Raw genomic sequence first — 22,895 nt, 5'->3', positions numbered from 1 at the left:
TGCCGATCCACGCGCTCTTCTGTCACAGCGGCTAGGGCCGAATCTGGCCGGTGCCATGCACGCGGTATTTGAACGATGTCAGCTGCTCGACGCCCACCGGCCCGCGCGCATGCATCTTGCCAGTCGCTATGCCGATTTCGCCACCCATTCCGAACTCACCGCCGTCGGCGAACTGGGTCGAGGCGTTGTGCAGAAGGATCGCGGAGTCGATCTCGTTGAAGAAGCGCTCCACGACCTTCGGGTCTTCCGCAATCACGGCTTCGGTATGGTTGGAGGAATAGGTGTTGATATGGGCGATCGCACCCGAGATGCCATCGACGATCGCAACCGAGATGACGGCGTCGAGATACTCGGTGCGCCAGTCCTCTTCGGATGCGGGTTTCAGGCCCGGAACCACCTTGAGGACAGCTGCGGACGCGCGCACCTCGCAGCCGGCCTCGGTCAACGCCTCCAGGATCGGCGTCAGGTGGCTGCCGATGGCGGCGCTGTCGATGAGGAGTGTTTCGGCCGCTCCGCAGACGCCGGTCCGGCGCATCTTGGCGTTGACGACGATCCGCCTGGCCATCTCGAGGTCCGCCGATGCGTCCACATAGATGTGGCAGAGGCCCTCGAGGTGAGCAAAGACCGGGACCCGTGCCTCGCTCTGGACGCGGGCGACAAGGCTCTTGCCCCCGCGCGGGACGATCACGTCGATCGCGCCGTTGAGGCCGCCCAGCATGGCGCCGACGGCCGCGCGGTCGCCGGTCGGGACGATCTGGATGGCATGCTCCGGCAAGCCGGCGGCCGTCAATCCCGTGACGAGGCAGCGGTGAATGGCGCGCGACGAGTTGAGCGAATCCGAGCCGCCGCGCAGGATCACGGCATTGCCGGCCTTCAGGCACAGGGCGCCGGCATCGGCGGTCACATTGGGGCGGCTTTCATAGATGACGCCGATGACGCCGAGCGGCGTGCGAACCCGTTCGATCTTCAGCCCGTTGGGACGGTCCCAGGCGGCAATCACATCGCCGACCGGGTCCTTCAGCGCCGCGATCTCGCAAAGCGCCTGCGCCATGCCCTCGATCGACGCTTCCGTCAGCGTCAGCCGGTCTATGAAGGACGGCTGCAGGCCCTTTCCCTCGACCTGCTTCAGGTCTTCGGCATTGGCGGCCAGGATGTCATCCTTTGCGTCCAGGATGGCTTTGGCCATGGCCTCAAGAGCTTGGTTCTTGGCATCCGGAGAGGCCGTCGCAAGGGCGCGCGCCGCGGACTTCGCCTGGCGACCGATCCGGTCCATCAGCACGGTGACGTCCTCTGCCGCATTGGTCACCAGATCAAGCATGGGCGGCTTCCTCTTTCGAACCCTGTTCGTCTTCGTCCTGTCGTCCGGACGACCTCGTCACCACGAGATCATCGCGATGCACCATGGCGGCCCGACCGGCGTAGCCAAGAACGGCCTCGATATCCGCCGATTTGCGTCCGGTGATCCGGCGCGCTTCATCGGCGTCGTATCCTGCCAGCCCGCGGGCGATCTCGCGGCCGTCGGGGCCGATGATGGCGATGGTATCGCCGCGGTGGAAATGGCCGGTAACCGAGATGACACCGGCCGGCAGCAGGCTCTTGCCGTCGGTCAGCGCCTTTTCGGCCCCGGCATCGACGACCAGCTCGCCGGCCGGCTGCAGCTGTCCGGCAATCCAGGTCTTGCGGGCCGTGACCGGCGTGGCGGAGGGGGCAAACCAGGAAAACCGGGCACCATCCTCGATGGCCTTCAGCGGATGATCCGTCTTGCCGGAGGCGATGATCATGGCGCAACCGGCGCTGGTGGCGATCTTGCCCGCATCGATCTTGGTGCGCATGCCTCCGCGCGACAGTTCCGATGCAGCGCCGCCGGCCATCGCCTCGATCTCCGGCGTGATCGCGGGGATCGTATCGAGGAACCGTGCGTCGGGATCAAGGTGCGGGGGGGCGGTGTAGAGGCCGTCGATATCCGACAGGAGCACCAGAAGGTTGGCTCCTGTCATGGTCGCCACGCGTGCCGCGAGGCGATCGTTGTCGCCGTAGCGGATTTCCGAGGTCGCGACCGTGTCGTTTTCGTTGATGATCGGAATGGCACCGATCTTCAGGAGCTGGTTGATGGTGGCGCGGGCATTGAGATAGCGGCGTCGCTCTTCGGTGTCGCCCAGCGTCAGCAGGATCTGCCCGGCGACGATGGCGTCCCGCGACAGGCTGCCCGACCAGGCGCGTGCCAGCGCAATCTGGCCGACGGCCGCGGCCGCCTGGCTTTCTTCCAGCTTGAGGGCGCCGGAGGGCAGGTCGAGGACGGTGCGGCCCAGTGCGATGGCGCCCGATGAGACGACCAGCACATCGACGCCGCTGGCTTTCAGCTGTGCAATGTCGGTGCAGATCGCGTCCAGCCATTCCGTCCTGAGGCCGCTTTTGCGGTCCACAAGCAGAGCCGATCCGATCTTGATGACGATCCGGCGGTGGCTGGCAAGCGATCTGCGCGATCCGCTCATCCGGCATCATCCTCAGAGGCGTCGTCGTCCTGGTCAAACCGCGAACTGCGATCCGGCAGCGCCGTCTCGCCACCGCCGGCATTGACGATGACGTCACGCAGCGCCCGCAGCACGTCGGTCATGCCCTTGCCGGTCGCAGCCGAGATGAGAAACGGCTTGTGGCCGCAGGCCTTCTCCAGTTCCTTGGCCTTCTTCTTCAGCTCCGTCTCGTCCAGCACGTCGATCTGCGACAAGGCGACGATCTCCGGCTTGTCGATCAGGCCGCCGCCGTAGGCTTCGAGCTCATGCTTCACGGTCGTATAGGCCTTGCCCACATGCTCCTCGACGCCCGAGACCAGATGTAGGAGGACGCGGGTCCGCTCGACGTGGCCGAGGAAGCGGTCGCCGATGCCGACGCCTTCATGAGCGCCCTCGATCAGGCCCGGAATGTCGGCCAGGACGAATTCGCGCCCGTCGATGGTCGCCACCCCGAGGTTCGGGTGCAGCGTCGTGAAAGGATAGTTGGCGATCTTCGGTCGCGCGCGGGTGACGGTTGCGAGGAACGTCGACTTGCCGGCATTGGGAAGCCCGACGAGGCCGGCATCGGCGATCAGCTTCAGCCGTAGCCAGATGGTCTTTTCTTCGCCTTCGAGGCCCGGGTTCGCCCAGTTCGGTGCCTGGTTGGTCGACGACTTGAAATGGGTATTGCCGAAACCGCCGTTGCCGCCCTTGGCGAGCCGGAAGCGCTGGCCTTCCTTGGTCAGGTCGACGATCAGCGTCTCGTTGTCTTCCTCGAAGATCTGCGTGCCGACCGGGACCTTCAGTGTCACGTGCTCGCCGTTGGCGCCGGTCCGGTTGCGGCCCATGCCGTGAGTGCCGATCTGCGCCTTGAAATGCTGCTGGAAGCGGAAGTCGATCAGTGTGTTCAGGCCGTTGACGGCCTCGACCCAGACATCGCCGCCGCGGCCGCCGTCGCCGCCATCGGGGCCGCCGAACTCGATGAACTTCTCCCGCCGGAACGAGACGGCGCCTGCGCCGCCATCGCCGGAGCGTATGTAAACTTTCGCTTCGTCGAGAAACTTCATCTTACTGCCATCAGTCTTGTGTTAGCGGCAACGCCATTGTCATAGACATTGTCCGGGTTCGATATAGGCCGTGCAGGCGGAGGTCAAAGATTATCATGAAATTGGCGAGCTATAATATCCAGTACGGCATCGGCCTCGACGGTCGTTATGACCTTAAACGGATCGCGGACAGCATCGCCGACGCCGACATCATCCTGCTGCAGGAGGTGACCCGCGGTTTCTCCCGCAACGGTGCGGTCGACATGGTGGCGGAGCTCGATGCCCTGTTTCCGCACCACTTCTCCAGCTTTGCCGCACCCTGCGACGTGCTGCTCGGCGTCGACGAGGCGGAGGGGCGCGCCGTGGAGCGCCGCCTGCAGTTCGGCAACATGGTCCTGTCGCGCTGGCCGATGCAGGCGATCCGCCATCTGCTTCTGCCGCGCAGCCGCACGTTCGAGAAGCTGAACCTGCAGCGCGGCGCCGTCGAGGCGGTGATCGCAACGCCCTCGGGTCCGCTGCGCGTCTATTCCGTGCATCTCGATCATGTCTCGCCGGACGAGCGGATCGAGCAGATCCGCTTCCTCAAGGCACGCGCCCTGAACTATGTCGCCGAGGGCGGGGCCCTGACGGGGGCCGAGGAATTCGGATTTGCCAATCCCCCGCTTCCGGAAGACTTCGTGATGATGGGCGACTTCAACATGACGCCGGAATCGCCCGAGTACGTGGAGATGGTGGGCAGGACCGACAGCTATGGCGAGCGGGTGTCTCGCGCCAACCAGATGGTCGATGCCTGCGCGCGACTGGGCGTCGTGACGCCGGACAGCTACACTTGGGTCAAATCGCCGGGCGACGGCACGGAGCGGATGCATCTCGATCATTGTTTCGTCAATGCGCAACTGGCGGCGCGGCTGAAATCGGCACGGGTGGATCATCAGGCGCTCGGCTCCGACCATTTCCCCGTCTGGCTGGAACTGGCCTGACAAGCCGGGGGATCGCGCCACCGGCTTGTCAGTTCTTCAGGGGCGACGAAAGTCCTCCGGGCGAAGCTTCGTCTCCACATGCGGCACCATGGCATTGCGCGACAGATTGAAGAGGTCGCCGCAGCCGGTGATGGTGAAGCCCAGCTTCTGCTGGATGCGCAGGGACGCCGGATTGTCGACGAAGACGCCGGAGTGGATCTCGATGCCCGGCATGCGCCGCAGGAACCGATCGACGGCGGCGCCGACCGCCTCCGTCATGATGCCCTTGCCCCAGTAGAACCGGTTCAGCCAGTAGCCGAGGTTCCAATCGGACCCGCTCTGCTCCAGCCCGACGACGCCGATGTGAACGTCGTCGCCGGTGGTGATGGCCAGCGCCCATTCCGTGGACGCGCCGGACAGATGCAGTTGCAGCCAGTCAAGCGCGTCTTCCCGGTGATAGGGCTGTGGGATGCGCGCCAGCATGCCGGCAACGGCGTAGTCAGACAGCGATTGCGCCACCGCATCGGCATCCTCCAGCCGGTGAGGCCGCAGCACCAGACGTCGGCTGGTGATAACCGGGCAGGGGCCGGGCGTGCCGGTTGCTGCCCGGTCACGGGCATCGAGCAGGGTGCTCATCTAAGCTCTCCCCAGCTGCGCAGCGACATCCAGGTCTTGCGGTCCAGCCGGAACCATTCGACCGCCACCATGCCGCCCATGGCCAGCGATCCGAACATGCCGGAGCCCTGGAACTGGAAACCGCACTTCTGGATCACCCGCCTTGAGGCGACATTGGTCACCCGGCAGCGGGCATCGATGTAGTCGATTTCCCGGGTGCGGAAGGCCATGTCGATGAGGACATGCGCCGCTTCCGTCGCATAGCCCTGGTTCCAGTGGGGTTCGCCCAGCCAGTAGCCGATCTCCACCGTCTGGTTGTCTTCCTGCGGTTCCAGGCCGCAGCAACCGAGAAAGGCGCCGTTGTCGCCGCGGGTAATGGCATAGACGCACTTGCCAATCTCGCCGGTTTTCGCGCGTCGCACGAAATCGGCGGCGTCTTTTGCCGAGTAGGGGTACGGCATGCGCGACACCATGGTGGCGATGTTCGCGTTATTGGCGAGATGGGCAAGGGCGTCGATGTCTTCTTCGTGGGGTGCACGCAGAACAAGTCTCTGCGACAGTAAGACGGGGCAATCGCTCCTCGGCCTCTCGGGCCTCAGCCGTTCCTTGGGCAGCCGTGATTGGCTTGCCCTCAACAATTCGCCTTGCATGGTTCAGTCCTCCGTGTGGAACAAAAGAAAAAGGGAAGATGGGCGGCGCCCCATCTTCCCTTTCTTTTGACTGAACCTGGTGGTGCCAGCCGGGTCGATGAGACGCCGGCTGTTTTAGAGCGCTACCGGCTTATTCCGCTGCTTCTGCTTTCGGCATAACAGATACGTACACGCGGCCATTGGCCTTCGTACGGTAGTTCACGTTGCCGGCGGTCAGCGCAAAAATCGTATGATCCTTGCCGAGGCCGACATTGCTGCCCGGATGCCACTGCGTGCCGCGCTGACGCACGATGATGTTGCCCGGAATGACGACCTCGCCACCGAACTTCTTCACGCCAAGGCGCTTGGACTCAGAATCGCGACCGTTGCGCGACGAGCCGCCAGCTTTTTTATGTGCCATTGGTGTTCTCCTTAAACCTTACAAAATCCCGATCGACTTAAGCCAAGATGTCCGTGATTCGGACAACCGTGTGATGCTGGCGATGGCCGCGAATCCGCTTGGAATTCTGACGGCGACGCTTCTTGAAGGACAGAACCTTCTTGCCACGGTTATGTTCGACCACTTCGGCCTTGACCGTCGCACCCGAGACGAAGGGGGCGCCGAACTTGGCATCCGCACCGACGCCGATGACGAGGATTTCGTTGAATTCGATCGTCGTGCCGGCTTCAGCGTCGAGCTTCTCGATGGTAACCACATCGTTGGCCGCAACGCGGTACTGCTTACCGCCGGTCTTGATGACTGCGAACATTTGTTATCCTTTCATGTTCGTTCCGGCTCTGCCCGAAGGCGGCCGTCTTTTTGTCAGTCGTTGAGCAGGTCGTCCTTCGTGGACTTGATCCCGCCGGTGAATTGCGTGCCGCATGACACGTCGCGCAACAGAGAAAGAGGCATGGAGACTTTTCCACGCCTGATCGCAAGCGGGCATACGCGAGGCCTCAAAATCTGTCAAGATGAAAGCATCCCGAACCGCCATTTGCCGCTTGCCAGCCCCTCCAACCTTCGCTATGAGACAGCCCGCGCCAAACAGCGCCGACCAGACCCGCGGAGAGGTGGCTGAGTGGTCGAAAGCACCGCACTCGAAATGCGGCATACGGGCAACCGTATCGTGGGTTCGAATCCCACCCTCTCCGCCATGGTCTCGTGTGCCTGACCCGAACACCCAGCTACATTTCTTCCCAAAGACATAGGCGGAAGCCTCGTGCCGGACGGGTTGGCGGTGTTCTTCTTGGCTCCTCTGACAACGCCTTCATTTGCCGAAATCTTCCGGGAGCCCAGCCTCGACACGCCGTGCTGATGGCGCCGACTTATCGTGTAGTCTCACCATGTGATGCTGAGGTCGAGTCGCCTCGACTGGTGACGCGAGCATCAACGAAGTGCTGAGGTGTTCTTGCTGCGCTCCGCCGTCCTCGCCACGGGCCGGATACTTCTTTGTTGTTCGCGAGAGGTCACATCTTGCTGTCCGTTCAAGGAACCTTAAGGCAGTCTTTCTAGTCCATGCTTCACCTATTTACGGGGCGCGGTGAAGTCGACATACTCGCGGCATCAGTGAGGTTGGACATGCATTCTCAGTTCGTGGCACGACGCTCTACGGCGAAGATGAGCGACGACAGCCCCCCAACGTCGGAGCAGTTCAATCGCCTTCAGGAGCTGTTCGAGAGGACGTTCAAGGCCGCCCGCGTCGGCATCTGGGAGTGCAGCCTGCCGGACGAGACGTTGACATGGACAGACACCGTCTTTGAGCTTTTCGATCTGGATCCCCGGTCGCCGCTGCGCCGCGACGATATCGTCGCACTCTATACACCGGCATCACGCAAGGATCTTGGCCGCATCCGCAGCGCCGCGATCAATGAAGGGGACGGGTTTACGCTCGACGCCGAGATCGTCACGGCCAAGGGGAACCGCCGCTGGATCCGGATTACCGCGCTCGTGGAGCGTGCCGATGGCCGCGCGAAACGCATCTTCGGCATGAAACAGGACATAACAGCCGAGAAGGCGATGTTCGACCATATCCGTCGGCTGACGGAAATCGATCCGATGACCGGCCTTGCGTCTCGCGCCAAGTTTGAATCCGTCTTCAGCGACGTGTGTGCTTGCTCCACCGGAGCGGTCCACGGGTTGCTGCTGGTCGATCTGGATGGTTTCAAGGCGGTCAACGATGCACTGGGGCATCAGGCCGGCGACGCGTGCCTGACGACCGCCGCGCGCAGGCTTGCGGATGTTGTCCCGGAGGCGGTCCTCGTTGCCCGACTTGGCGGCGATGAATTTGCGGTCATTCACGCTTGCCCGTCCGCGCAGCGTCTCGAGGAGACCGGGCACCGGATCGTCAATGCGCTGGCATTCGGTTGGGGTTCGTTTCCGAACCAGCTCAGGATCAGCGCCTCGGTTGGGGGCGCCATCATCGCGAACGGAGCGGCGCCGAAGGATGTTTTCGCACAGGCCGATGGTGCCCTGTACAGGGTCAAGGCCGAAGGCAAATGCGGCTTCAGACGATCGGCCGACAGCCAGATCGTGGCTGAACGCCGCGCAGGATGAGTGACGCGATCTGCCGGGCGTGATCCCGGGCAGCCCTCTGCACGATCCGGGAAAGCCGGGTCAGGCGCGGCGGACCGGTCCGGCGAGCCTCCTCACGGCACCAGGCTCCAGAAGCCGTGCTTCTTGCCATGTCGGCGCTTCAGCTCCGCGGTATAGGTCTGGTGGGATCCGATGTCGGCGAAGTCGTCGATATGCGGGGCGAGGGCGCCGCATTCGCCCAGATGCCGCGCCGCATGCCTGTAGCGGCCGGATTTCCCGCTCTCGAGCGTGAAGTCGATCATGGATCGCAGGGCAAGGGTGGCCGCAAGCGGGTACCTTGCAGACAATGCTTCAGCGGCCGGCGTCATCAACTCGTAGAGATTGCCGTCAAGGTCCGCCTTTCGCGTGACGATAAGCTTGGCGGCCTCGGCCAGGGCCGGCCAGCGCAGCAGAAAAGCAAGCGCGCTGTGGACGTCTGGATAGGCCTGAGCATGGGCGAAGGCCTTCTCCTCCGCCTCCAGGTCGTCGAAGTCCGGCAACCGCTTGAGGAAGGCACGCAGGTGCACATCGGTCAGCGATTGCTCGAACCAGGTCCATCGATCGGCCTGGGCTTCGTCGGCGCGTCCGAGGGCTTCGAGCGCCTGAAGCCGGGCGAGCTGCCATTCGACGGGAATGCCGATGCGGCCCGTCGTATCGGCCCGCTCCAGGGTCTCGAGCGCTTCGAGAGCTCTCCCCGAGGACAGCAGGCGGTCGGCGATGTCCGCCGCCACCAGAGGCGCCCTGCGGGTTTTCTCCGGCTGCTGGACGATGTAGGCATCGACGTCGCCCTGAGCGTCGGCAATCTCCTGCAGCGCAATACGTACCGTCAGCTCCCGATGGCTCCCATCCATATCGTTCTCGTAGATCGGTTTCCTGCTGCGCCAGCCGATCACCCGGCGGTTGCCACCCGCGGGCTTTTCCTCGAGCTCTTTCGACCATTGGAGGAGCAAGGCCTTCAGATGCTCAAGCCCATCCTTGCCGAGCGCCGGAACCATGGCTGAAATCAGACGATCATACTGGCCGTATCCATTGTCCTGGAGGGCTGAGAAAATCCTTTCCGCAAGGACGTCGTGACCGATCGCTGCCGCCTGGGCGATGCCCCCGGCATCAATGCAGGCCTGGTGAAAGCTCTCGACAAGCGAGCCGCTGCCGTCGTCGGATCTCTCGAAGATCGAAACGGCGATGGCGAGGAACTGCCAGATCAGCTCGAAGCCTTCGTTCGGGTCGTCGGCGGCGACGACATCGACGGTCGTCCTGCGCTGCGTTTCCAGATCGGCCTTGAGGGCCTTCACCTTGCGCCCGTTGATGAAGGTTCTGGCGCGCGCAATGCTGGAGAGGCGTTTTCTGACCTCGCGCGCCACCTCGGCGCTGCTGTGACTGCCGGCAAGCTCCATGCGGAGCCGTCGTTTGTGGGCGGCGCTGCCGGTGCTGATCTCGATGAGAAGCTCCGCGAGGCGCTGCACGCCAAGGGCTTCCAGGTTCTTTGCGTTGAGTGTCGTCTTCGCTGCCATTGGTCTTCGTACCTTGCCGGCCTCGGAAGTCCAAGATTGGATAAGCCTTAGCCTCCGTTCTTGACGTCGATACTTCCGAGATCACAGCGCATGAGCCGACGAGTCGAATAGGTCGTCGGCTTCCCGGCCCGGTGAGACAGACCAGGCCGGGTCCAAAGTCCTCCCGGCCTATGCCCGCGCCTCGCGGATCGCCTCCTTCAGTCCCTTCTCGTCGAGCACGCCGGCGAAGGTTGTGCGTCCGATCACGAAGGAAGGCGTGCCCGCGAAGTTGAAGGCCAGCGCCTGGCTGTAATTGCGGTCAAGCAGGCCGGAGATCTTGGCGGTGTGCTCGTTCACGGCGGCCGCGATTTCCTTCATGGCGAGGCCTGCTCCCGTCAGAGCCTTTTCCACGTCCTCTTCCGTCAGCTTTCCGGTGGTCTTCATCAGCGCTTCCATGGCGGGCTCGTACTTGCCGATCTGCGCCGCGCCCAGAACGGCCTGGGCGGCGAAGATGGATGCGCCACCGAAGACCGGCCAGTCCTTGAGCACGAGTCGAACATTGCCGTCCTCCCGGACCACCCTCTCGACCATCGGATGGATCTTCTTGCAGTAGGGGCACTGGTAGTCGAAGAATTCGACCACCGTAACGTCGCCCTTGGGATTGCCGAGAACCGGCGCGTCCGGATCGAAGAAGACCGTCTTCTCGGTGATGTCCTGGCTGAGGGCGAGGAGTGGCATTCCGGCCACAAGGGCGGCTCCGCCGGCGGTGACTGCAAGCAGGTTTCTGCGGGTGATCATTCAAACTTCTCCTTTTCCAGATTCGTCCGGTCCGAGCACCACCACCTTCGATCCCTTCGGGACGCGGCGATGGAGGTCGATGATGTCGTGGTTCAACAGTCTGATGCAGCCGGAGGACACGGACTTGCCGATCGTCCAGGGCTCATTGGTCCCGTGGATGCGGTAGAGCGTGTCCTTCCCTCCCTGGTAGAGGTAGAGGGCACGCGCTCCCAGAGGATTCTTGATGCCACCCTCCAGGCCTGCCGCCAAAGGGCCATAGCGGTCCGGCTCGCGCTTGATCATGTTCTGCGTCGGTACCCAGCCGGGCCACTGTGCCTTGCGCGAGATGTCGGCCTCGCCGACGAACTCCATGCCGGCCTTGGCGACGCCAACGCCGTAGCGCATCGCCTTGCCGTTCTCCATCACGAGATAGAGAAACCTGGCATAGGGATCCACGACGATGGTGCCCGGCGGATATCCGGTCGTGTAGTCCACCACCTGACGGACGTTCTTCGGGTCCATCTTGGCGGCGTCGACGCCGGGAACCGTCTCGTCCCCGTCCTGGATCGGCGCATACATGCTGACCACGGACGGGTCGACCGTCGGGGTTTCGATCGTCGGAGGTTCAGGGGCCGTCTGGGCACAGGCCGACAATCCCATGACCAGAAGCAGGGCGGCCAGCGGGCGCCGCGAAGCTGTCGCTCGGGCAGGTATCATTCCGATATTCCTTCTAGGGTTTCGAGTTCTTGGATCTTCTGCGCGAGAACCTCGCGGGATATTTCGCCGACGTGGGACCCCGCGAGCGTGCCGTCGGCTGCGAGGAAGAGCGTGGCGGGCAGCCCGACGGCCGAATAGTGGCGGCTGAGGAGAAGCTGGGGATCGAGCACGACGTTCGACAGCTCAAGGTTCTCGCCCAGGAGGTAGGCGGCCACCGTTTCCGATGGCTCCCCCTGGTTGGCGAAGACAAAGTCGACGTTTGACGTGGTCGCGGCGAGTTGTGCCATCATCGGCAGTTCGCGGCGGCAAGGCGGACACCAGGTCGCCCACAGGTTCAGGACCGCCGGGCGGCCTGTGCCACCAATCGGACTTTCGGTGCCCGCCAGAGTGCGGAAGGTGGAGGTGACGGGCGCAATCTGCGTGCTGGAATAGGTAAATGCCACCGCCGCGGTCGCCGCCACGACACCCGCCGTCACGCTGGCCGCCCCCCATCCGATCAGCCTTCTGCTCCTCAGCAACAGCACGACCATCATCAGGGTCACGCCTGCGGCGCCTCCGACCCACGAGAAGCCGCCCTGCCATAGCGCAAGGATCCGCCAGGGCTCGGAGGCGAAGCTTTCAAGGTGCCGCAGAACATGCGCCAGACGCGCCGCCATGAGCCCCACGAGCGCCGTCCACGTCGACCACCGGCCGAGCCGGTCGTCCACTCGACTGGCGAGGACTGTCGCAACAGCGAGGAAGACGACCATCCCCGCGATTGCGGCGAAACGCTCGGCGTCGAAGGCGAAGGGTCCGATGGACACGGCATTCATGGCAGGCTTTTCCTGGCTGCCGCGGCAGAGGCGGCAACGGTTTGCGCCGTGATCTCGCCCACGAGCCGGCTGGTGGCGGCTTCATTGTTGCCGGCGTCGAGAAACAGCATGGTCGGCGGGCCGACGACCTGTAGTTGCTTCATCAGCGCCCGGTTTGCGTCGGTGATCTCGCTGAGATCGACGGAGATCAGGCGCATGCCGTCCAGTGCGCTCGCCACTCTCGCGTCGGGAAGGACAGACCGCTCGATCACCCGACAGGTGACGCACCAGTCGGCCGTAAAATAGACGAGGGACGGGGGCCCGGTCGGACCGTCTGCGAGCAGCGAGGACAGTTCGGCGGACGATGCGACGGATCGGAAGGAGGTCTTGTCGATCTTTTCCGTCGATGCCGTGTCGCCGGATCGGGTGGCGGCCATGGCGGCGAGGGGTCTCAAGGGATCGGTGGCGCCTGAAAGCGCGCCAATTCCCAGCATGACCCCATAGAGGCCTGCAAGAACGCCTGCCGACTTGGCAAGCCGCGCAAGGATGCCCGCTTCGGGTTGGATCGCATCGAAGGCGCCGATGACCACCGCGAAGGTGATCGCCAGGACGGACCACAGGAGCAGGCCCGTGCCGGCGGGCAGGAGGCGATCTGCGAGCCAGACGGCAGTGGCGAGGAAAAGGAAGCCGAAGACATGCCGCACCCGCTCCATCCATTGCCCGGCGCGGGGAAGCAGGCCCGAACCGAAGGTTCCCATCAGGATCAACGGGATCCCTTTGCCGACGCCGAGCGCAAAGAGTGCCGCTGCGCCGAGAACGACGTCTCCGGTCTGCGCGATGTAGAGGAGCGCGCCCGCCAGCGGTGCCGTCACGCAGGGGCCGATGACGAGGGCGGAGGAAAAGCCGAGTGCCGCCGAGGAGGCCAGCGACCCGTCGGAAACGCGGCGTCGCGCGAGCCGGTTCCGCAGAAAGGACGGAAGCTGCAGCTCGAAAAGCCCGAAGCTGGACAGTGCGAGCGCCACGAAGATGGCGACCACGACAATCGTCGCCGTGCTCGATTGCAGTGCCACCTGGAAGCCCTGGCCCCACCACGCGGCGACGACGCCGAAGAGACTGAAGGCCGCCGCCAGGGACAGGACATAGGCCAGCGACAGGACAAATCCGCGCTTGGCGGAAAGCGTCTCACCCTCTCTCGAGAGCGCCGCCGCGAGGATCGGGTACATTGGAAACACGCAGGGCGTGAAGGCCAGCAGCAGGCCGAGGCTCATGAAGCCGGCGATCAGCAACGCCACGCCGCCGCGGTCGAGGAGCGAACCGACCACCCCGTTTTCCGACTGGTCCGATATGCGGATGCCCGACCCGTCAAGGGGCGCCGGTGCCGCCTTCGACAGGAGAGGAAAGGCGGCCGGTGACTCCCGCGCCGGTGGGGCTGCCTCGTTGGCGGTCCAACCCGGCGCCTGTGCCAGTGTCGCGGGATCGATCTCCACCGTGGCCGGCGGATAGCAGAGCCCGCCGTCCTGGCAGCCCTGGTAGGTCACCTTCACCGTGCCCGTGGTCGGTGCAGCAACGCTTGCCGTGGCGGTACCGTAATAGACCTCGGTACTGCCAAAGCCGGGATCATCCTTGATCACACCCGGTGGAGTGGCCATCTCCACGGACAGGCCGTCGCTGCCGATGGCGCTCAGATACTCCCGGTACAGATAGTAGCCGTCCTCAAGCTGCCATCTTAGGGCGATGTCGGGACCGTCCCGGTGGGCCTCCAGACGGAAGGCCTGATCCATGGGCAGCGGCGCCTTAAGGGCAGGCGTCGCCACCGCTGCTGCGGCGAATGTGAGGATGAACCATGAGGTCGACAGGAAGAAACGCAAGGCTCCACTCCGTTGCTGTGTATGGAGCGGCGGTCTCTCCTCCCAAGCTTAAGGCAGCCTTAAGGTGACGGGAGCAGGGAGATGACGAACGCGACGAGGATGTGATGCGCCTGCTGGTGGTTGAAGATGACGAGATCCTGCTCGACGGCCTGAAGGTCGGGCTGCAGATGTGCGGCTTCACGGTCGATACCGTGACCTCGGTTGCCGATGCGCAGGCGGCCGTACACGCCGACACCTTCGACGCCATCATCCTCGACCTCATGCTCCCCGACGGATCGGGGCTCGACGTCCTGGCGACAATGCGCCGGTCCGGCGACCGCACGCCGGTTCTTCTCCTGACGGCAAAGGACGAGGTGGCCGACCGGATTGCCGGGCTCGATTGCGGTGCCGACGATTATCTCGGCAAGCCTTTCGATCTCGACGAGGTCGCTGCCCGGCTGCGTGCCATCGTGCGCCGCGCCCATGGCAGGGCGATCGGACATCTGGAATGGAACGACATGGTTCTCGATCCGGCACGCATGTCGGCATTGCGCGACGGCACGGCGGTTGCCTTGTCACGACGGGAGTTTGCCATTCTGCAGGCGTTGATGGAGGCGCCCGGGGTCATCCAGTCCAAGACGAGCCTGGAGCAGAAACTCTACGGGTGGCAGGAGGAGGTGGAAAGCAACACCGTCGAGGTTCACATCCACAAGCTTCGATCCAAGCTCGGTGCGTCCTTCATCGAAACCGTGCGAGGCGCCGGCTACCGTCTGAGGGCGGTGCCATGAATTCGATCCGGACAAGGCTGTTTGTCATCCTGCTCGCCACAACCGGCGCCGTCTGGCTCTTCGCTGCTGCATGGATCTATGCCAGCACCCAGGCGGAGGTCGAGCGTGTTCTCGACGCCCGGTTGATGGAAGCGGCTCGCATGGTGAGCTCCTTGATCACGGATCATCGCATTGATCCTGCGGTGGCGGCGGACGCGGCGACCGTGAGCGCACCGCCCCCACCGTTCGAGGAAGCCGGCGACAGCTACAGCCGGCAGCTCTCCTGCCAGATCTGGTCGCTGCAGGGCAGTCTCGTCAGCCGGTCCGAAAGCGCGCCGGCAGCCTCGCTGGCCAGCCACATGAGTGGCTTCGAGGAGACGGAGATAGACGGGGAACGATGGCGGGTCTACGCAGTCGTCAACCCGACGCTCGGCGTTCGCGTGCTGGTCGGAGACAGTCTCGAGATCCGCGACCGACTGATCGGCGACGTCATCAAGGGGCTTCTTCTTCCGGGGATCGTCATTCTCCCCATCCTCGCAGCTCTGATCTGGCTGAGCGTCGGTCGCGGCCTTGCGCCCTTGACGCGCATCGCCGAAGGCCTGGCGGGCCGTTCCGCCTCGGAACTGCATCCGGTCGACGACGGCTCCGTCCCGCGGGAAGTGCGCCCGGTCATCCGGGCGCTGAACAGCCTGTTCGGCCGTGTGGCCGAAGCCCGGGATCGCGAGCGGAGCTTCACGGCCTATGCCGCGCACGAACTGAAGACGCCGCTTGCAGGGCTGAAGACCCAGGCGCAGATCGCTTTGCGAACCGACGACCTGAAGGTCCAGCGCGATGCGCTTTCTCGCATCTCCACCAGCGTTGATCGAACCAGCCGAATGGTCCGGCAGCTCATCGATCTGGCCACCGTCGATGCGGCACAAGGCGTTGCGACGGACGAACCAGTCGATGTCGCGGCGCTGCTGGGAGAGATCGCATCGGAGCTTGAGGCGCAACTTGCGGCCAACGACGCCCGTGTCGCGGTGGAACTTGGCGATCGGACACAGCAACCGGCTATCCTGCGAAGTGACAGGGTCCTGGTGCGTCTGGCCATCCGGAACCTCTTGGAAAATGCTATCCAGCATTCACCGCAAGGCGGCGACGTCCGGTGTCGCGTCGCCGTGCTGGGTAACACGGTTGTCGTCGAGATCCTGGACGAGGGACCGGGAATTGCAGCAGCGGACGAAACGCGCGCGACGGAACGCTTCTACAGAGGAACGAAGGCTCATGGCCATGGGAGCGGTCTCGGACTGTCGATCGTCCAGATGGCACTTGACCGCCTCGGCGGCAGCCTGGCGTTCGACAGAGGCGGCCGGTGGTTCACGGCAAGGGTATCGTTCCCTCTCCTGTAGTGGGATCCGCCTCTGCGGGAAGCATGCAGAGGCAGGATCGACAGGGCCGCTCCGACTAATGCGCGCCCTGTGAACTCTTCCGTGATCGCAGAGCTTTCAGCGATCGCCATGCAGGGGAGATCACATAGCCGGCAACCGGTATCAGCGCGCCGCCGATCATCAATCCCGCCACTCCGTAGCCGGTCGATTCGACGACCCACGAAACCATACCCGACAGACCCGGCAGGGCATGTGCTGCCGCTTCGGCCCCATGATGTATGATGCTTCCAGGCTGGGGCAGGCCGAACCCCTCGAGCCCATGCACGATGATGCCGCCGCCGACCCATATCATCGCGGCAGTGCCGACAACGCTGAGAATGGACATCAGGACCGGCATGCCCTTGACGAGTCCACGGCCAAAAGTGCGGGCCATGCCTGTCCTGTTGGTGGCGAGCGAGAGGCCCACGTCGTCCGCCTTCACGAGCAATGCCACGGCGCCATAGACGGCCAGCGTCATGCCGAAGGCCACAAGTATAAGGATGATCGCCTGCGACAGAAGGTTTTCGTCCGGCAGCTCGGCGAGGGCGATCGCCATGATCTCGGCAGACAGGATGAAGTCGGTCTTGATCGCTCCGGCGACTTTCTGGTCCTCCAGCGTCTTGGGGGCCACGGCAACGGAATCCAGATGCGCTTCGTGCTCGTGCGCCTGGCTCGGAGCCAGGAGGTGATAGACCTTCTCGGCACCCTCGTAACACAGATACGCACCGCCGATCATCAGCAACGGCGTTATCGCCCACGGCAGGAGGTAACCCAAGGCAAGCGCGGCCGGCAGCAGGAACAGGAGCTTGTTCTTGATCGAACCCCTGGCGATCTTGAAGACGATGGGCAGTTCGCGGTCAGCAGCAAAGCCCTGAACATAGCGGGGCGTCACGGCCGCATCGTCGATGACGGCGCCCGTGGCCTTGATGCCGGCCTTCATGGCCATTCCGGTCACGTCATCGAGGGAGGCGGCGGCGACTTTTGCCAAGCCGGCGACGTCGTCCAACAGACCAAGCAGTCCTATGCTCAAGGCAGTTTCTCCTGAATTTCTGTCCCGCTCAGCCTGAACGGCCTGCCGCCACTGCTGTTCCGCATGATCTGCCACACACGCCTGATGACGGCCTGATCGTTCTGCAATCGCCTCATCCATAAATGAGCCGGTCGCTGGTGTCGCGTGCGATCTCCAGCGATCCCATCCACTTGCGGCCTGGCCTGCAGCCACTAGATAGGTCGCAGTACGACAGGAGCATGAATGACACATAAAGCATTGATCGTGGGCGCGAGCGGCATCGTCGGCAGCGCGACAGCGAAGGTTCTGGGCGATGAGGGCTGGCAGGTCTGGGGCCTGGCCCGAACGCCGGCGCAGCAGGCGAACGTGACGCCGGTGGCCGCCGATCTTCTCGATCCTGCCGCGCTCGCTTCGGCGCTATCGGGTCTCGACCCGTCGCATGTCTTCATCTCGAGCTGGCTGCGGCAGGCGACGGAAGCGGACAACATCCGCGTCAATTCCGCCATGGTGCGCAATCTTCTCACCGCGCTGTCGCCGGCCAAATCGGTGAAGCATGTCGCGCTGGTGACGGGCCTCAAGCATTATTTGGGGCCATTCGAGAATTACGGAAAAGGGGTGCTGCCGCAGACCCCGTTCCGCGAGGAGCAGGGCCGCCTCGACGTCGACAACTTCTATTATGCCCAGGAAGACGAGGTCTTTGCTGCCGCCGATCGAGACGGCTTCACCTGGAGTGTCCATCGTCCCCACACGATCGTCGGCAAGGCGGTCGGCAACGCCATGAACATGGGCACGACGCTGGCCGTCTATGCGACGATCTGCAAGCACACCGGACGGCCGTTCCGCTTCCCCGGCGTCGGGATGCAGTGGGAGGGTCTGACCGACATGACCGATGCCGCGCTGCTGGCCAGGCATCTCCTCTGGGCCTCCACCACCCCGGCTGCAGCCAACCAGGACTTCAATGTCGTCAACGGCGATGTCTTCCGCTGGAAGTGGATGTGGGGGCGTATCGCCGACTGGTTCGGCATCGAAGCTGCGCCCTTCGATGGCACCATGCGACCGCTCGAAGAGCAGATGGCGGACGACGCAGCGACATGGAGCGAGATCGCCAGACAATACGATCTGGCGGAACCGGACATGAACCGGCTGGTGTCGCCCTGGCACACTGATGCGGATCTCGGACGACCGATCGAGGTCATTACCGACATGTCTAAGAGCCGTCGCCTCGGCTTCCTCGATTACCAGCCGACCGACGATGCCTTCTTGGCGCTCTTTGAGGAACTGCGCGCCGACCGGCTGATCCCATAAAGGACGCCGCCGACCGGACAGCAAACGCGTTGTTCTCAGGAAGAAACTCGCTTGCCACCATGACTGCACGCGCTTCCGGCGGGTGGGCCCTTCTGATCCGGCATGACCGGGGGAGCGTATAGAGGCCATCACACACAGCCAGGGTCGACGTGCTCGACCCTGTCCCATGGCCAGAGGCGCAGCATGATTGAGACGAAGCAGGTCACTGTCTGGTTTGACAGCAGTTGTCCGCTCTGCCGGCGGGAGATCGCGCTGATGCGACGGCTTGACCGGCGTAGCGCGATCCGTTTCGTCGATGCGGGCGATCCGAATGCGACCTGCCCGGTGGACAGGGACGCAATACTGGCACGCTTCCATGCAGAGGAAGGCGGCAAGCTGCTGTCGGGTGCTGCCGCGTTTGCCGCGATGTGGCGCGCAATCCCGCTTCTGCGGCCGCTCGGGCTGCTGGCTGGCTGGCCTCCCCTGACGCCCATTTTTGAGGCAGGCTATCGCCGCTTCCTGCGGGTGCGGCCACGCCTGCAGGGGCTGATGCGATGAGCAAGGATCGCTATCGCCCGGTTCCCCAGAGCCGTCTGGGACGGCTTGCAGCCTTCGGACAGCTTGCCGGCGGGGTCGCTTCCGGTGTTCTGTCGGAGGGTCTGACCCGGCTGGCGCAGGGCGAACGGCCGCATCTTCGCGACGTGCTGCTGACACCCACGAATGCGCGCCGTGTCACCGACCAGCTGTCGCGCCTGCGCGGAGCGGCCATGAAGCTTGGTCAGATGCTCTCGCTCGATCCCGGCGACGTCCTGCCGGCCGAACTGACCGCCATTCTCGGACAGTTGCGCGATACCGCCCACTTCATGCCGGACAGCCAGCTTCAGGCAGCCCTGGCATCGGCCTGGGGGCCCAACTGGCGAAGCCATTTTTCCCGGTTCGACATGGTGCCGATCGCCGCAGCCTCCATTGGTCAGGTCCACCGGGCCGTGCTGGTGTCTGGCCAGGAGCTCGCCGTGAAGGTGCAGTATCCCGGTGTGGTCGCCAGCATCGACGCCGATATCGACAATGTCGCGACACTTCTGAAGATGTCCGGTCTCTTGCCCTCCAACCTGGATATCAAGGCGCATCTGGCAGAGGCGAAGCGGCAGCTTCACGAGGAAGCGGACTATCTGCGCGAAGCCGAACAGATGCGCCGCTACCGTGCGCTTCTTGCCGATGATCCAAGCTTTGTTCTTCCAGAACCCGTCGACGCGCTTTTGCGTCCGACCATCCTGCCAATGGACTTTCTGCCCGGTTCTGCCATCGAAACGCTGGCGGCAGCACCGGAGCCGCAACGGAATGCTGCGCTGTCGGCCATCTTAGGACTGGTACTGCGGGAGCTGTTCGAATTCGGCCTGATGCAGACGGACCCGAATTTCGCGAACTTCCTGTGGCAGGGGCACAGCGGACGGATCGTGCTTCTCGACTTCGGAGCAACACGTGCCGTTGCGCCGGACAGCGCATCGGACTATCGCCGCCTCCTGCGCGCGGGATTGCACGGCAACGTCCAGGAGGTCAGGGATGCATTGCTGGCGATGGATTATCTGTCGCGCACGCAGGTGCAGCGGCACGGCGCGGAAATCGACGCGATAATCGGCATCGTGCTCGATCACGTTCACGCGGATGCCGACGGTATGGTCGATTTCTCCGATCGCGGACCGCTGGCGCATGTCCGCGATCGGGCAGCCCCGATCCTTGCCGACCGGACCGGCTGGAGCCTGCCATCCCCCGACAAGATGTTCCTGCAGCGCAACATCAGCGGCACCGCGCTGATGTGCATGAACACGCGCGTCAGGCTGCCGCTGATGCCGATGCTGAAGCGCTACGCCTGATCGCAGGGCGCGGCGTTCACGATCAGCGGGGAGCCGCCGTGGCGGCCAATCCGGTCGAGCAGGTGAGGGGTGGCTCCCAGGAAAGTGTTTCGCGTGTCGCGCTCATGTCCACCTCGAGACTGTCCAGGAGCCGCTCAACCGCGGGCCTGCGGCCGGCCAGCGAGCCCAGCAGTCTCAACGCCGCAGGAGACACCGGAATGCTTCTCGGCTTGCGGCCGAAGGCCGAGGTAAGCGTGGACAGAAGCTCGTGGGTGGAGAGTGCGTCTCCATCGCTGACCAGGAACGTCCGGATGCCGTTCAGATGCTCCCGCCAATCGCAGTCTGGCCCATAGGAGGGAACGTGGATCATGCCGGGCATGGCCTGCCGGCTCACGCCGCGCGCCGGCAGGCCGCGTCGCTTAAGCTTGCGCATCAGGTGCGAGCCGATGAACCCCGAAGCGCCGGTGACCAGTGTTGTGTCCATGGAGCCCGCCTTGCGCTTTTAGCCTCAGCCGAGGGATGCCTGTGGTGCCTCTATGGTTTCGGCCACGATCAGGCTGAACAGCAGCTGCCGTGCCCGCTCCTCGTCCTGGGCGACAAGGGCTTCCTTCAGCCGATCCAGCCAGCCGGCCATGTCATAGCCGGTGATCGCTGCGGAATCGGCGCGCTGGATCTTCGGATGTCGGGTGGGCTCGGCGTTGTTGCGGTCGTAGAACAGCTCCTCGAAGAGCTTTTCGCCCGGTCGCTTGCCGATCACCTCGATGGCGATGCCGCTTTCCGGGTTGCGGCTGTCGCGCACCTGAAAGCCGGCAAGCCGGATCATGTTTTCCACCAGGTCGCCGATGCGCACCGGTTCGCCCATGTCGAGGAGGAAGACATCGCCACCGCCGGAGAGGGCTCCGGCCTGGACGATCAGCTCGGCCGCCTCCGGGATCGACATGAAATAGCGCGTCATGTCGGGATCGGTCACGGTGACGGGGCCGCCCTTGGCGATCTGCTGCTTGAAGAGCGGCACGACCGAGCCGTTCGAGCCGATCACATTGCCGAAGCGGACGGCGCAGAACACCTGGCCGTCGGTCCGGCAGCGCGCTTCCATGGCCTTCTGCCGCACGATGAGCTCCGCCCAGCGTTTCGTGGCGCCCATCACGTTGGTCGGCCTGACCGCCTTGTCGGAGGAGATCAGCACGAAGCTCTCGACGCCTTCTTCCCCGGCGACCGTCGCAATGGTCATGGTGCCGAAGACGTTGTTGCGGATGCCCTCCAGAACATTTGCCTCGACGAGCGGCACGTGCTTGTGGGCGGCCGCATGGTAGACAACCTGCACCCCGTGGGTACGCAGGGCCCGGCGTACGGTTGCTTCCTCGGTCACCGAACCCAGCACCGGAACGATCTGGTGATCTCCCGTGGAGCGCAGTTCCTGCTCGATCTGGTAGAGCGCATATTCGCTCGCCTCCAGAAGAACGAGCTTCTTCGGATTCCAGCGGGTGATCAGCCGACAGAGTTCGGAGCCGATGGAGCCGCCGGCTCCCGTCACCATGACAACCTTGTCGGTGAGCGCCTGGCCCAGGAGCTCCCTGTCCGGCGGAACGAAGGATCGGCCGAGCAGTTCGTCGATGTCGATCTCGCGGATCTGGTTAACGATGTACCTGCCGTCGACCAGGTCGGAAATGTCCGGCAGGGTGCGCACCCGCACGCCGAGGCCGGTGACCGTGGCAATCACGCTCTGGCGCTTGTCGGCGCGGATGGACGACATGCTGAGCACAATTTCCTTGATCCCGTAACGGTCGATCAAGGTGGGCAGCTCGCTGGCGGGAAAGACCCGGTAGCCGGCGATGTCGCGTCCCTGATTGGCGGGATCGTCATCGATCACGCCCATGACGTAGCGATTGCCGTGTCCCCTCAGGGCGTGCGCAAGCTGGGCGGCGGAGGGTCCGGCGCCATAGATGAAGATCGGCTCCTCGTCGCGGCGCAGGCCGGTGCCGGTGTTCAGGATCCACTTCGCCCCGAAGCGCATGCCGCCGATCAGGAGTGTTCCGAGGATGAAATAGAAGAAGGGTACCGAGCGCGGCACGATGCCCTGGCCGGCCATTTCCATCAGGAAGATGATGATGACCCAGCTCATGGTGGCGATCAGCATGGCCCTGATGATGGTCCAGATGGCCGCCTCGGGCAGATAGCGGATCACGGAGCGATAGAGGCCGAGACGAATGAAGACCGGAATGGCGACCACGGGGGCGAAGGCTGCCAGGATCAGGCGTTCCGCGGTGATGTCCGGCGTCCATTCCGACAGCCGGATCGCGTAGCTGCCCCACAGGGCGACCATCAGCGCCAGGGTGTCCAGGCCGATCATGATGGTCCGCTTCCAGACCCGTGGTGTGCGGACGATCTGGTCCCTGATGCGCCGAACCAGGGGATGGTCTGTCATAGTCGTCGAAGACATCATGTGTGCGTACGCATGCCCAAGGTTGTCGTTGTCGTCGCTGCCAAGGCAGTCATTGAACCTATCAGTGTTTTACGCCTGCCGCGCGGGCGACCTTTATGGCCGTCATGAAAAGGATGCGCAAATCGAAAAGCATGCCCTGTCTTCTCAGATACTCCGCGTCCAGCGCAACTTTTTCAGGTATGGCCAGTTCGTCTCGACCATTCA

Annotated in this window: 22 protein-coding genes, 1 tRNA gene and 1 pseudogene; 8 read left to right on the top strand and 16 right to left on the bottom strand. The window is 64.0% G+C overall.

Annotation, left to right across the window (positions count from 1 at the left end):
* Positions 1-31: 31 nt before the first annotated feature.
* The 3 genes from EO99_RS0118340 to obgE are packed head-to-tail and all read right to left on the bottom strand — an operon-like array spanning position 32 to position 3,556.
* Positions 32-1,318, bottom strand: a complete 1,287-nt coding sequence (locus EO99_RS0118340) for a glutamate-5-semialdehyde dehydrogenase (protein ID WP_029620054.1) — start codon at positions 1,316-1,318, stop codon at positions 32-34.
* Positions 1,311-2,492, bottom strand: coding sequence for a glutamate 5-kinase (gene proB, locus EO99_RS0118335; RefSeq protein WP_029620053.1), 1,182 nt, complete (start codon positions 2,490-2,492; stop codon positions 1,311-1,313). Before proB ends, EO99_RS0118340 begins: the two co-directional genes overlap by 8 nt.
* Positions 2,489-3,556 (bottom strand): GTPase ObgE, encoded by a 1,068-nt coding sequence (obgE, locus tag EO99_RS0118330; RefSeq protein ID WP_029620052.1) that lies wholly within the window; start codon positions 3,554-3,556, stop codon positions 2,489-2,491. Before obgE ends, proB begins: the two co-directional genes overlap by 4 nt.
* A gap of 95 nt (positions 3,557-3,651) precedes the next feature.
* Between obgE and EO99_RS0118325 the strand changes: the two genes are divergently transcribed.
* Complete coding sequence (locus EO99_RS0118325) at positions 3,652-4,515, top strand: endonuclease/exonuclease/phosphatase family protein (protein ID WP_029620051.1); 864 nt, start codon at positions 3,652-3,654, stop codon at positions 4,513-4,515.
* 36 nt (positions 4,516-4,551) lie between these two features.
* Here EO99_RS0118325 and EO99_RS0118320 read toward each other — a convergent pair whose 3' ends face one another.
* From EO99_RS0118320 to rplU, 4 genes are all read right to left on the bottom strand, one after another.
* Positions 4,552-5,130, bottom strand: a complete 579-nt coding sequence (locus EO99_RS0118320; RefSeq protein ID WP_029620050.1) for a GNAT family N-acetyltransferase — start codon at positions 5,128-5,130, stop codon at positions 4,552-4,554.
* Positions 5,127-5,759, bottom strand: a complete 633-nt coding sequence (locus EO99_RS0118315; RefSeq protein ID WP_029620049.1) for a GNAT family N-acetyltransferase — start codon at positions 5,757-5,759, stop codon at positions 5,127-5,129. The genes EO99_RS0118320 and EO99_RS0118315 overlap by 4 nt, the downstream gene beginning before the upstream one ends.
* Before the next feature lie 130 nt (positions 5,760-5,889).
* Entirely contained in the window at positions 5,890-6,159 is a 270-nt protein-coding gene (gene rpmA, locus EO99_RS0118310; protein ID WP_029620048.1) for a 50S ribosomal protein L27, read from the bottom strand.
* A 37-nt stretch (positions 6,160-6,196) separates the two neighbouring features.
* Positions 6,197-6,508, bottom strand: coding sequence for a 50S ribosomal protein L21 (gene rplU / locus EO99_RS0118305; protein ID WP_029620047.1), 312 nt, complete (start codon positions 6,506-6,508; stop codon positions 6,197-6,199).
* 295 nt (positions 6,509-6,803) lie between these two features.
* On the opposite strand from rplU, the gene EO99_RS0118295 reads away from it, so the two are divergent.
* Positions 6,804-6,893 (top strand) — tRNA-Ser (locus EO99_RS0118295).
* A gap of 424 nt (positions 6,894-7,317) precedes the next feature.
* The gene (locus EO99_RS0118290) at positions 7,318-8,292 is read left to right on the top strand and encodes a diguanylate cyclase domain-containing protein (protein WP_235776868.1); all 975 of its coding nucleotides are present in this window, start codon (positions 7,318-7,320) and stop codon (positions 8,290-8,292) included.
* A 92-nt stretch (positions 8,293-8,384) separates the two neighbouring features.
* Here the strand turns inward: EO99_RS0118290 and EO99_RS0118285 are convergent, their stop codons facing one another.
* From EO99_RS0118285 to dsbD, 5 genes are all read right to left on the bottom strand, one after another.
* Positions 8,385-9,821 carry a DUF6880 family protein gene (locus tag EO99_RS0118285; RefSeq protein WP_029620045.1) on the bottom strand — a complete coding sequence of 479 codons (1,437 nt, stop codon included), beginning with the start codon at positions 9,819-9,821 and terminating at the stop codon, positions 8,385-8,387.
* Positions 9,822-9,989: 168 nt separating this feature from the next.
* A complete protein-coding gene (locus tag EO99_RS0118280) occupies positions 9,990-10,598 on the bottom strand; it encodes a DsbA family protein (protein ID WP_029620044.1) in 609 nt (202 codons plus the stop codon).
* Positions 10,599-11,294, bottom strand: a complete 696-nt coding sequence (locus EO99_RS0118275) for a L,D-transpeptidase (RefSeq protein WP_029620043.1) — start codon at positions 11,292-11,294, stop codon at positions 10,599-10,601.
* On the bottom strand, positions 11,291-12,106 hold the full coding sequence (locus EO99_RS0118270; RefSeq protein WP_029620042.1) for a TlpA disulfide reductase family protein: 816 nt from the start codon (positions 12,104-12,106) through the stop codon (positions 11,291-11,293). The genes EO99_RS0118275 and EO99_RS0118270 overlap by 4 nt, the downstream gene beginning before the upstream one ends.
* On the bottom strand, positions 12,103-13,953 hold the full coding sequence (gene dsbD, locus EO99_RS0118265) for a protein-disulfide reductase DsbD (protein ID WP_029620041.1): 1,851 nt from the start codon (positions 13,951-13,953) through the stop codon (positions 12,103-12,105). The genes EO99_RS0118270 and dsbD overlap by 4 nt, the downstream gene beginning before the upstream one ends.
* A 104-nt stretch (positions 13,954-14,057) precedes the next feature.
* Between dsbD and EO99_RS0118260 the strand changes: the two genes are divergently transcribed.
* Together EO99_RS0118260 and EO99_RS0118255 are read left to right on the top strand one after the other, a co-directional pair.
* Positions 14,058-14,720, top strand: coding sequence for a response regulator (locus EO99_RS0118260; RefSeq protein ID WP_029620040.1), 663 nt, complete (start codon positions 14,058-14,060; stop codon positions 14,718-14,720).
* The gene (locus EO99_RS0118255; protein ID WP_029620039.1) at positions 14,717-16,087 is read left to right on the top strand and encodes an ATP-binding protein; all 1,371 of its coding nucleotides are present in this window, start codon (positions 14,717-14,719) and stop codon (positions 16,085-16,087) included. The genes EO99_RS0118260 and EO99_RS0118255 overlap by 4 nt, the downstream gene beginning before the upstream one ends.
* A gap of 55 nt (positions 16,088-16,142) precedes the next feature.
* Here EO99_RS0118255 and EO99_RS0118250 read toward each other — a convergent pair whose 3' ends face one another.
* Entirely contained in the window at positions 16,143-17,135 is a 993-nt protein-coding gene (locus EO99_RS0118250) for a DUF808 domain-containing protein (protein WP_029620038.1), read from the bottom strand.
* A 222-nt stretch (positions 17,136-17,357) separates the two neighbouring features.
* Here EO99_RS0118250 and EO99_RS0118240 point away from each other — a divergent pair, with 222 nt between their 5' ends.
* The 3 genes from EO99_RS0118240 (at position 17,358) to EO99_RS0118230 (ending at position 20,269) form a co-directional block, all read left to right on the top strand.
* The gene (locus tag EO99_RS0118240) at positions 17,358-18,419 is read left to right on the top strand and encodes an SDR family oxidoreductase (protein ID WP_029620037.1); all 1,062 of its coding nucleotides are present in this window, start codon (positions 17,358-17,360) and stop codon (positions 18,417-18,419) included.
* A gap of 183 nt (positions 18,420-18,602) precedes the next feature.
* Positions 18,603-18,956, top strand: coding sequence for a thiol-disulfide oxidoreductase DCC family protein (locus tag EO99_RS0118235; RefSeq protein ID WP_029620036.1), 354 nt, complete (start codon positions 18,603-18,605; stop codon positions 18,954-18,956).
* A complete protein-coding gene (locus EO99_RS0118230) occupies positions 18,953-20,269 on the top strand; it encodes an ABC1 kinase family protein (RefSeq protein WP_029620035.1) in 1,317 nt (438 codons plus the stop codon). Before EO99_RS0118235 ends, EO99_RS0118230 begins: the two co-directional genes overlap by 4 nt.
* A gap of 22 nt (positions 20,270-20,291) precedes the next feature.
* On the opposite strand, the gene EO99_RS0118225 is transcribed toward EO99_RS0118230, so the two are convergent.
* The 3 genes and pseudogenes from EO99_RS0118225 to EO99_RS28300 all read right to left on the bottom strand — a co-directional run.
* Positions 20,292-20,732, bottom strand: coding sequence for an NAD-dependent epimerase/dehydratase family protein (locus EO99_RS0118225; RefSeq protein WP_029620034.1), 441 nt, complete (start codon positions 20,730-20,732; stop codon positions 20,292-20,294).
* 24 nt (positions 20,733-20,756) lie between these two features.
* Positions 20,757-22,673, bottom strand: a complete 1,917-nt coding sequence (locus tag EO99_RS0118220; protein WP_051679949.1) for a polysaccharide biosynthesis protein — start codon at positions 22,671-22,673, stop codon at positions 20,757-20,759.
* Between the two features lie 79 nt (positions 22,674-22,752).
* Positions 22,753-22,895, bottom strand: a pseudogene (locus EO99_RS28300) (sugar transferase); the annotation flags it as partial.

Origin of the sequence: Pseudorhizobium marinum, assembly GCF_000705355.1 — a bacterium.
GTDB classification, from domain to species: Bacteria; Pseudomonadota; Alphaproteobacteria; order Rhizobiales; family Rhizobiaceae; genus Neorhizobium; species Neorhizobium pelagicum.
Note: the sequence above shows the minus strand (reverse complement) of the source record. Positions and strands in the feature narration are given on the sequence as shown.